The following is a 9,154-nucleotide window of genomic DNA, read 5'->3' as shown; positions in this document are numbered from 1 at the left end:
GTGGGTTGGCGAGGATACATGAGAGACCCTCCCCTACCGCAAGGGTTCGTCCGGAGTCGTCCGCCCTTTGATGTATAGTAAAACCATACACTAAAAATGGCAAGCAATTTACCTAAAAAGGTGTGCAGGACATCCCATCGCTATCCGCCACGATAGGCAGCGTTTTTCCAATGACCTGCCATTTTTGCTTGCTGTGTGTGGTTCAGCCATACACCACGGCCTGCAATCAAGAACGTCAGTGAGCTACCAGGGCAAGGATGACAAGGGCGGCTCCAACCCCGGTCGCGAGGTAGGCGGATATCTCGCCGACCGCATGGATAAAGGTCACTTTGCGAACAGGAACATCTCTCATATAAGACCTCACTATTCTCGCCCGGAATCACTATATCTGCTTTGTATCCAATTTTGTTGACCCGCAATTAACTCATTGTTACCTCTAGCAAAACCAAGGGGATTTTAGACAATTTGACGCAGGAGGAAATCATGCTTACTGAACGTGACAGTGAAGTTGCAAAGATCACTACTGCCCTCCGTCAAACTTCAATCACCTCGTCTCTCACTTTGATTGACGACGGCAACTTCTTCATAGAGCACAACGGAAACTTCGATTTTGCATGCGGCAACGGCGTATTGCGTCGCCGCGCGCCTGGAATGCCCGGAAAACCCGGTGTGCTGGCCCAGTGCGGTAGCTACAAACAGAATCCTGACGGCAGCTGGGAAAGCCAGCTGGCAACTCCAGAAGGCCCCAGGAAATTAGGGAGGTTCGCAGATAGGTTCGAAGCGATAGCCATGTTGTGGGTCAGCAGAACTCTGCTGTAAGGCTGAATTATATGGATAACAATAAGAAGACCATCTCAAGGTCTCTAGTCAGGGAATACCAGCCAGCCAGGCTGGAACTTAACGACTACACGCTGATGGTGGCAAAGAGCGTGCTAGATGACCTTTGGAAAGAGCGACTCGACAGCAGGGGTCGATTCTACGAGGGACACCGCGACGGCAGCGCTAAGTTCGCATCCCTCCTCGCCCAGCGCCTGTTCGGTGGGAAGCTCTGCGGTAACCAGAACCACTCCTTCGTCGAGTTGCCTGATGGGAAGATCATCGACCTCAATGACGACCAACGCTATGTGGCTGCCCTGGGATCTGATGCGCATGCCCGTGACGACATCCACATGATGAACCACGAAACGCGCGCCTCCTTCGGCAGCTGCGTTCCTCGCATCGAGCGCTGGGCGCAGAGGGCAGTAGAAGCCTGCCCAAAGAGCTTCGCCATCACTGCGAAGACGGACTTCTCGCTGAAGAGAGATTTCGAGCCTTCGCGCTGACCGCCGAGTAGTGATGGCAGAGAAATCATGCTGTATAGTTCTTGCCATACACAGAACTATGCAGCATACTCCTGTCCATGTAGCCGCCAGGATGCCAGGCATGAACCAGACCCCCTTCTACATCGAGCACTTGAGCGTGATCCGCTCTGTCGGTTGTTCGATCAGCCCGCAGGCCTACATGGAAGCCGTCAACAGCGGTTACCAGAACACCTGCCTCGGTTACCTCTACATCAGCCCAGCAGGGTCGGAAGAGGTTGGCTATGCGATCCTCCAGGGCGTCTTTACACCCGACGACATTATCAACATCGTCCATTCCCTCAAGGACAAGCACTTCGACCCGGATCAAGTTCAGCTTGATCGTCTGGAGTTCAGCTACAGCTTGGGCGAAAACGAGGAAGACGATCCCTGGCACCGCCTTCACAGCATCAGCCTCACCAACGAGCCCGGTTCCGGCACTACAGTTGCCGATATGGTGGCGCGCTTCAAGCAAGCCGCCGTTGCCGGTTGGGCCTGCTAAGTCTTCCAGCTACTCGAAGCGGAATACCCCCAAAAAGGAGATTGCATGAAACCGATCATCGAGCCGGCGCGGCTGGAAGAGCACATCAAAGCCCTTGCAGCGCCGCTTGCAAAGCGCTGGGAGGATGCCGGCAGTCCGGTTCATTCGACCGAACTGTGCCTCGGGGCGTGCGAGGGTACGGCCTCCCAGCCGCCAATGCGTGAAACAACCTGCGAAGAGGCTGCTGAGCTGCTCGTCGCGTGGATCAACTGCCAACCCCACACGGTCACTGCGGCCGAGCTGGCTGCTCTCGACGCGTTTTACAGCGAGGCATACAGCTTGATCCACCACACCGGCACGGAGCAGCTCTCGGTGATTAACCTGTCCGGCGTCGTCATCGCACGCAGTGACACTGCTGATGCCGATTACGACCTGGCCGAATCCTTGCTCAGCTATCAGGCTCGGATGGGTGGAATGCGTCACCTGATCGACCGATTCCAGGGCGTGAAGCCTCGGTTCTAGCCCTGCAATTTCTGCAAAAATATGCCGTATAGTGCTTGCATTGCAACGCACTATACGGCACTATTCCTTCACGCCATCAAGGCAGTTCCATGCTGGCAACTTACAACTTTCGACAAGGATTTCGCCATGGGCATGCGCTCCCTCAACTACATCGCCATCAGCCCCGCCGCCAAAGGCCGTGCAGCTGGCCTGCTGAAGAGCTTCAACTCCGAAGAAATCATCGTCAACGATGAGCGCGGCCTGGTCATCTGCTACGAGACCAACATCGCTCCCATGCACTTCCGGGATACCCTGGGCGAGCACTGCACGCGCGACCTGGAGCAGGAAGTTGCTGTCCACTCCATCCTGGGCGGCCTCCCCAAGGCCGAATTCCGCATGGTGCGTGCCGGCGAAGAGTGCGGGCAGCGTGGCTGCTGGGAGCACCCGTTCGCTGATGTCATCGAAGTCTCCAACATCGACCGCCAGTTCAGCCTGCTCGGAGAAGACTGATCTTCTCGCCACCTCCCCTGACGAAGGAACGCCACATGTCGAAAGTTCTCTCCATGCCTCTCAAGGCAATCGAAGCTTCGCTGCAAAAGCTCTCGCTGGCGAACATCCTGGGCGAAGACCTGCAGAAGGCCGCTCAGAACGGCGCCGAGATCATCGCTGCTGTGCGCGGCCGCTTCAGCCTGGCTGACGCCAGTGAAACCGCTGAAAGCGCCCTGGAGGCCATCTGGAAGAAGGATGAAGACCCTCAGTGCACCTACACCGTGATGGTCGTTGAGAACAACATCCCGAAGAACGTCGAGATCGTGCACTGCCCGGACGAGGCTCGCGAGCGCTTCCTCGCCCTGATCCGGCTGTACCAGCCCGAAGAACCGCTGCATAGCGATCAGGCTGACATCTACCTCGGTGAAGGCCACGCAGCGCTGGGCGACACCACAATCAGCTACTACCGTGTTGACCAGGGGAGCATCGGCTAATGCTCAACACCCTCACTGCTGAAGTCTTCGCAGCGCTGGTGAGCGCAATGGCCCTGGACGCAAAGAAGGGTGTTGTTGCCGCCGCTCGCTTGATGCTGGTCGGCCGCATGTCCGTCGAGATGGCAGCTCAAGCTTGGAACGTCACAGACAAGCCTGCGGTTCAGGCTCTCGCTGAGCGTATCTCGCAAGCTGACACCAATCTGCGAGTGGCTTACGGGTTGCCTACGCCATCCGCAGGCGCCCAGTTTGGCTACAACGAAACCTCTCTTGTGCTCAATGCACTGGAGGATGCGTATCCCCAGTCACTGATCGTCAAGGAAATCGTTCGCAGTGTGGGTCACCTGGACGTGACCGAGAAGGTTGCACACAACATCCTGGAAACCCTGCTGCGCGATGGGGAAGTTAGGGTTGTCGGCCGTGCCTTCCAAGCGCTGGTAGCACCTGGGTACACCTTCACCACTACGCGGAACAAGATGACGATCCAGGTCGTGGCGGGTGAGCGCATCAATGCATCCGAGTGGAACACCTACGACCTCGAAAGCGGCGAGCTTTTTGTAGCCAACGTCCAAGCGCTGGAGCCCGCTTACGCTCATGGCGCCGAGCTGCATCACGACAAATTCCGTGGTCTTACCCCCAACGAAAAGAGGGTGCTTCGCCTGCTGGAGTCCGACTTCCCCAAGGCTCTCTCCCCCACTGACATCGGCCAGGAAATCGGCAAAGAGCGCTCCAAGAACCTGGGTTCCTCCTTCGCCTCGCCGATCTGCAAACATCTGGTCGACCTTGGCTTCGCCAAACGTACCGAGAAAGGCCATTACGCAGCTATCGTTGGGGCGACCTCTCAACGCAAACTGCGACTGACCAACCAATCTCTTGAAGTGTTTGGTCGCACCCCGACCGGTCACTGGTACGCTGAGCATCCGAAGAGCACTCGTTGCTTCCCGGTCGCCGAGATGGAATTCCTCAAGGAGCAAGAGTGATGTCCCCGGAACTCAACGCTGCCCTGATCACCCTGCGGGACATGAATATCGCCCAAAGCCAGTTGGGCTGCTCTACGCAGCTCAGCTACCTGGCCCCCTTCGTCTCGCACCTGGGCCTTGGCAAAGCCCTCCAGGACTACACCGTTGTGGCCGTTGAGCTTCCGAACTACCTCAAACCCGCCTTCGCTGCTGTACCGAAGCTGCCTGAGCAGCAAGGCAATCAAGAGGCTCACTGCGCCCTTGCCCGCACGCTGGCCAACATGCTTGGCCTGTACGATGCCGCAGACTGCCTCAAACCCATGGCCCCGAGCCTCTACCGCTGAAGGAAAAGCACAATGGACGAAAAACTGAAGGCCAACATCGAGCGCATCATCTCCCACGCCCGCGCTGCCGGCTTTGCCGGGATCGCACTCGATCTTGAGGAGGCGCTGCGCAAGAATAAGCTGACGCAAATCCAGTTGGACAACGCGGTGTTTGTGGCCCGCGAAGAGCTGAAGCACGCCCTGGGCGACGAACTCCAGAGCATCCGCCTCGACGGCCTCGACCCGAGCCTGACCGACTACCTGGTGCATGACGGCGGCGTGTGGGGTCGCGGCAAGTGCCTGACTATCGCCAAAGACAACATGCCGGGGCGCGGCCGCATCCTCAGCAAGACGGCTCAACTGTGGCGGCTGAGCGCCAATACTCGCTTCGAGGAAGGCCGCTTCCCGCGTCCGAAGGGCGACCCTGCTCCGCTGATGGTCGACTTCAAGACCGGCCTGCCTGTACCCGCCAAGTACTGAGCATACAACCTCCCCCGGACAAGCCCTGCATCGCAGGGCTTTCTGCTTTATAGTTCTTGCAATACAACGCACTATACGGCATATTCATGTCACCAAGCCTAGGACAAGGATGACCACCATGACCGACTTCATCCAGAAGTTCAGCTGCACCGACAGCAACTGCAAAGGCACCCACGAGCAACGCCGTCAGAAGCCCCTGGCTCCGAGCGAACCTTGCAAGGCCTGCGGCAAGCCCTCAGAGCAGCTGAAATTCGAGGTTGTGGCCGATACCCTTCCCCGTGGCATCTTCATCGACTGGGATGGCAAGGCGCGCCGTACAGACGCCCTCGCGGAGTACATCTGCGATGTGGACACCGAAACCAGGAAGGTGAACGTCCTGGATCGATTCGGTGGGCTCATTTACGAAGGTGAGTTCTACTCCAGCGTCAGCGAAGCCGAGAGCGTTATCGGTATCCCGGTGCGCCTCATCGAGCCCGTTATGCAGGCCCTCGTCTGCGGCGCCAATCCCCACGAATAGCCCTACCGGCATTTGGAGCCAAAATGACTGATCCTTTCGGCCCCGTAATTGTCGAAGCAACGACTCCTGAAGGCCACTCCATTCGGATTCGACAGTTCACTGCAACCCAGGTCTACCTGGAGACCGGGTACGACAGAAAGGGCAATGAGCGATACCTGGAGATTCGCAGGTTGTACAAGAGCGTGCGCGGTGCACGTATGGCAGCAGCTCGCTTCTTCGAAGTCTCCCTCAACTGGGAACGCCCTCAGAAGGAGGCTTAACCCATGTTCCGTGCCCTCAACGCAATCCTGACCGAAAGCCTGGAGCGGCAGGCCAGCGAACTGGGGATCACCGTCGACGAACTTAAAGCCCGGCAACTTAAAGCTGACCAGGACTTAAGTGATCGCCTCTCCCTTGAGCGTGACTTAAGGCACGAGCAAGAACTTAAAGCACGGCAGGCTTACGGCCGGGGCCTGGGCTTAGGCGTGTCTGCTCATATTGGTCACCTTATCCTCCCCTCCCACATGACCGAGCGATCTAACTGCGCGGGACTTAACCGGCGTACTGTGCTCCATGTAGTTCTGGATGAAGATTTAAAGCTAGGGCGGCTTTGCCGCAGAGGTGGCGACTTGCTTTGTATCAAGCAGGGCAACCAGTCATTCGGGGCTACAGGCACCGACACTCACCTCGGCTTGGACTTCACGAGCTGGCACAACCAGGAGGTCACGTGCCCCAAGTGCCTCGCAATCCTGGCACGGCGCAATACCCTCATAAAAGACACCTAACCTGGCGCAAAATACTACAAAAAGACGTAATATTTTCTGGACAATACTACAGGAAATGGTAGTATCTCTCTTACAAACCAAGCAGAGGAACTGCCATGTCCACTTCCGCTAAACGTGCTCTAAGTACCGATACCGCCAACCGCCTGCTGCGTAACATCGTTTCTCTGCTCAACTCCGAGCTGGAATGGGATTCCTCTACGCCCGTGATGATTGCAGAAAAGCTCCGCGAGTCCGGTTACACCATCCTGGATTCCAACGACATCGAATCTGCCGAATCGCACATCCAGTTCGAGAAAGACCATCACTGCGAGGCGTGCGATCACACCTGGACTGACACCTGGAGCAGCCTCTGCGACGACGAGTGCCCCGAGTGTGGCGTAGCCATCCAGGCCGAGCCGGGTTCCGAGCAGCTTGTCGAGTCCAGCCTCATCCCTGGCTTCTTCGTACACCCGGAGACCAACCAGGTGTTCAAGACCGACACCGCTGACGACGGCTTCCTCTGCCAAGTCCTGACTGGCACCGGCTTCGTTCGAGTCTTCGAGCGGGACTTGTACCCCGACGAGCACCTGTTCGTTGTCGAGCACTACACCGACGAGAGCGATCTGCCGGCTGACGCCCAGCGCTAAGCACCTTGTGGGGATTCCCAAATCCCCACATGCTCCACCTTCTCACCACCAGTAGCACCACGCCCGAGGCATGGCCAGGGCCGAACACAGGAACCGCCACATGTTCGAAATCCCGCAGAAAGTCCGTGACCTCAACCAGTACTTCACCCCGCGCTGGGTTGCTGATGCACTGGTTCAGCGCCTGCTACCCACGCTGGGCAAAAAGGATTACGTGGTCGACCCGATGTGCGGCATTGGCCGCTTCCTGGAGGTTCTGCCTGAGCATATTTCTGCGGCTGGAGTAGAGATCGACCCGGATACCGCTGAGTCCGCCCGCGAATTGACCGGTCGCCAGATCATCACTGGCGACATCCTGGAAATCGAACTGCCGGAGAAGCCCACCCTGTTCCTTGGCAACCCACCCTTCGTGCAGGACTTGTTCGAAACCTTCCTGGGCAAGGCCTACGACTGGATGGACGAAGGCGGCCGTGTGGCCATGATCCTGCCGGCCTACTTCTTCCAGACTGGCCACACCGTGGCCCGGTACAACGAGCGCTGGAGCATTTCCCAGGAAATGATCCCTCGCAACATCTATCCCAACCTGATCAAACCGCTGTGCTGGGGCACGTTCACCAAGGATCAGCAGCGCCTGCTTTTCGGCTTTGCGCTCTACCACGAAACCGCATTCGTGAACGACCTGCCGGCCGAGCTGAAGGACTGCATGATCGAGGGCGTATCCGGTAAGTGGTGGGGCCTGGTGAAGGAAGCCTACGAGGCTACGCAGACCGAGGCAGATGTTGATGGCGGCGTGGCCCTTCAGAACCTCTACGCCTACATCGTGAACCGCCGCCCGACTTCGAACCCTATGTGGAAGGAGCAGGTTCGCAAAATCTGCCAAACTCACATGCGCCGCACCAGCCGTGGTCGCTACGCCCCGAAGAAATCGGCCAAGGCCAAAGCTGCTGCCTAACCCCTGATCACCCGCCAAGGAGGCGCCTCCGATGCAAGTAGTACACGGCAAACACCCGATCCCGCTGGCCACGCACTACCAGATCAAGATCAACGGCCAGCCGGCCATATGGGGTGAGCAGAACCTCACTGGCATCTACAGGAACCTGTCCGGCGAGCAGTTCTTCCAGCCGCAGCTGGATCACGGCACCTACGGCATCTACCTGGACGCCATGCGTGAACAGCTGGGTGTTGACCTCAAACCTGGCACGCTCATTGAGCTGTACGCGCCCGGCGCCGAAAAGGCGGTGAAATCGTGCACCCTCAGTGGTGAAGATCGCCGGCTGTTCGACGTGTACCTCGACAGCCATCTGTACGGCCGCGACTGGGCCAGTACCGCCCAGGAGGCGCTGGATCGTGTCGCCGGCACGGATCGGGGTGAAGGCGAAGTCTGGAAGGCCGTTGCCGTCTGAACTGGTGGCGCCCGACACTGGATTTCGCGTAGCTTTGGATGAATTGGCGCGCTTGCCGCGCCGCACATCCTGGAGGCAAATCGTGGAAGAAAGCGTTTCACTCGAAGGCGTCTACGAACTCAACCCTCTCTGGAAATGCATCCTTTGGGGGTCTTTCGCCCTTGGGCTGTTCGACATGAACCTGGGCAGTCGATTCTTCCCGGCGAACAACTGCGAATCGATGGGCATCGTCTTGGGGATGGTTGCCGCCATCCTTTTCCTCTCTGAAAGGGTTGCCATGTGGCGCCCGGTCAAAACTTCGAAGAGACCCGAACAACCATGAATCTGACCCCTCAGTTCCTGAAGACCACCGCGCCCGGCTTCTTTTTCAAGGAAAAGGAGCTGGTCGACTTCACTCGTGAAGCTCAGGAGGATGGGGCGGATGGGATCAACACCACCCTCTCCTACCGCTATGCTGACGGCGCCGGGTTCACCACTGACTCGTCGATCACCGTTGCCGGCATGATCAGCCAGGACGAACTGCTGGCCCTACTGGGCTCCATGCATGATGGGGAGTTCTTTGTCCCTGGCCAAGTCGGGATCGAGGCGCTTGGCCGCGCGCCCGGCGACAGCAACTTCGCTGAAGGCATCGAGCACCCGCACCATTTCTTCAACGGGCTGGAGTACACCTGGGATAAACCCACCGAGGTTTACAACACCTCCGGCCTGGTTGCGCGCTTCAAACATGCTGCGGCCCATGGCTGGAGCATCGCCGAGCCGTGATGCACTTTTTTGAATAAATTGTGC

The 9,154-nt window shown here is 58.1% G+C and carries 17 protein-coding genes; all 17 read left to right on the top strand.

Annotated features, from left to right (window positions below; translation table 11 throughout):
• Positions 1-483: 483 nt before the first annotated feature.
• The 17 genes from HNP46_RS01815 to HNP46_RS01740 all read left to right on the top strand — a co-directional run bounded on the left by HNP46_RS01815 (position 484) and on the right by HNP46_RS01740 (position 9,130).
• On the top strand, positions 484-819 hold the full coding sequence (locus HNP46_RS01815) for a hypothetical protein (protein WP_184585802.1): 336 nt from the start codon (positions 484-486) through the stop codon (positions 817-819).
• Between the two features lie 11 nt (positions 820-830).
• Positions 831-1,322 carry a hypothetical protein gene (locus HNP46_RS01810; RefSeq protein ID WP_184585801.1) on the top strand — a complete coding sequence of 164 codons (492 nt, stop codon included), beginning with the start codon at positions 831-833 and terminating at the stop codon, positions 1,320-1,322.
• Between the two features lie 100 nt (positions 1,323-1,422).
• Positions 1,423-1,839: a hypothetical protein gene (locus HNP46_RS01805; protein ID WP_184585800.1), complete on the top strand. Its 417-nt coding sequence runs from the start codon at positions 1,423-1,425 to the stop codon at positions 1,837-1,839.
• 45 nt (positions 1,840-1,884) lie between these two features.
• Positions 1,885-2,340: a hypothetical protein gene (locus HNP46_RS01800; protein WP_184585799.1), complete on the top strand. Its 456-nt coding sequence runs from the start codon at positions 1,885-1,887 to the stop codon at positions 2,338-2,340.
• Positions 2,341-2,466: 126 nt separating this feature from the next.
• The gene (locus HNP46_RS01795; RefSeq protein WP_184585798.1) at positions 2,467-2,829 is read left to right on the top strand and encodes a hypothetical protein; all 363 of its coding nucleotides are present in this window, start codon (positions 2,467-2,469) and stop codon (positions 2,827-2,829) included.
• A 35-nt stretch (positions 2,830-2,864) separates the two neighbouring features.
• Positions 2,865-3,302 carry a hypothetical protein gene (locus HNP46_RS01790; RefSeq protein WP_184585797.1) on the top strand — a complete coding sequence of 146 codons (438 nt, stop codon included), beginning with the start codon at positions 2,865-2,867 and terminating at the stop codon, positions 3,300-3,302.
• Complete coding sequence (locus HNP46_RS01785) at positions 3,302-4,279, top strand: hypothetical protein (RefSeq protein ID WP_184585796.1); 978 nt, start codon at positions 3,302-3,304, stop codon at positions 4,277-4,279. The genes HNP46_RS01790 and HNP46_RS01785 overlap by 1 nt, the downstream gene beginning before the upstream one ends.
• Positions 4,279-4,602 (top strand): hypothetical protein, encoded by a 324-nt coding sequence (locus HNP46_RS01780; RefSeq protein WP_184585795.1) that lies wholly within the window; start codon positions 4,279-4,281, stop codon positions 4,600-4,602. The genes HNP46_RS01785 and HNP46_RS01780 overlap by 1 nt, the downstream gene beginning before the upstream one ends.
• A gap of 12 nt (positions 4,603-4,614) precedes the next feature.
• Entirely contained in the window at positions 4,615-5,061 is a 447-nt protein-coding gene (locus HNP46_RS01775; protein ID WP_184585794.1) for a hypothetical protein, read from the top strand.
• Positions 5,062-5,179: 118 nt separating this feature from the next.
• On the top strand, positions 5,180-5,578 hold the full coding sequence (locus HNP46_RS01770; protein WP_184585793.1) for a hypothetical protein: 399 nt from the start codon (positions 5,180-5,182) through the stop codon (positions 5,576-5,578).
• A 23-nt stretch (positions 5,579-5,601) separates the two neighbouring features.
• The gene (locus HNP46_RS35655; protein ID WP_221454560.1) at positions 5,602-5,838 is read left to right on the top strand and encodes a hypothetical protein; all 237 of its coding nucleotides are present in this window, start codon (positions 5,602-5,604) and stop codon (positions 5,836-5,838) included.
• 3 nt (positions 5,839-5,841) lie between these two features.
• The gene (locus HNP46_RS01765) at positions 5,842-6,342 is read left to right on the top strand and encodes a hypothetical protein (protein ID WP_184585792.1); all 501 of its coding nucleotides are present in this window, start codon (positions 5,842-5,844) and stop codon (positions 6,340-6,342) included.
• Positions 6,343-6,437: 95 nt separating this feature from the next.
• Positions 6,438-6,968 carry a hypothetical protein gene (locus tag HNP46_RS01760; protein ID WP_184585791.1) on the top strand — a complete coding sequence of 177 codons (531 nt, stop codon included), beginning with the start codon at positions 6,438-6,440 and terminating at the stop codon, positions 6,966-6,968.
• A gap of 100 nt (positions 6,969-7,068) precedes the next feature.
• Positions 7,069-7,917 carry a class I SAM-dependent methyltransferase gene (locus HNP46_RS01755; RefSeq protein ID WP_221454558.1) on the top strand — a complete coding sequence of 283 codons (849 nt, stop codon included), beginning with the start codon at positions 7,069-7,071 and terminating at the stop codon, positions 7,915-7,917.
• Between the two features lie 31 nt (positions 7,918-7,948).
• The gene (locus HNP46_RS01750) at positions 7,949-8,368 is read left to right on the top strand and encodes a hypothetical protein (protein ID WP_184585790.1); all 420 of its coding nucleotides are present in this window, start codon (positions 7,949-7,951) and stop codon (positions 8,366-8,368) included.
• Complete coding sequence (locus HNP46_RS01745) at positions 8,358-8,690, top strand: hypothetical protein (RefSeq protein ID WP_184585789.1); 333 nt, start codon at positions 8,358-8,360, stop codon at positions 8,688-8,690. The genes HNP46_RS01750 and HNP46_RS01745 overlap by 11 nt, the downstream gene beginning before the upstream one ends.
• Positions 8,687-9,130: a hypothetical protein gene (locus tag HNP46_RS01740; RefSeq protein ID WP_184585788.1), complete on the top strand. Its 444-nt coding sequence runs from the start codon at positions 8,687-8,689 to the stop codon at positions 9,128-9,130. Before HNP46_RS01745 ends, HNP46_RS01740 begins: the two co-directional genes overlap by 4 nt.
• The last annotated feature ends 24 nt before the right edge of the window (positions 9,131-9,154 follow it).

The sequence above is a fragment of the Pseudomonas nitroreducens genome, assembly GCF_014204515.1.
Taxonomy (GTDB): Bacteria; Pseudomonadota; Gammaproteobacteria; order Pseudomonadales; family Pseudomonadaceae; genus Pseudomonas; species Pseudomonas nitritireducens_A.
This window is presented reverse-complemented; position numbering and strand designations above follow the sequence as displayed.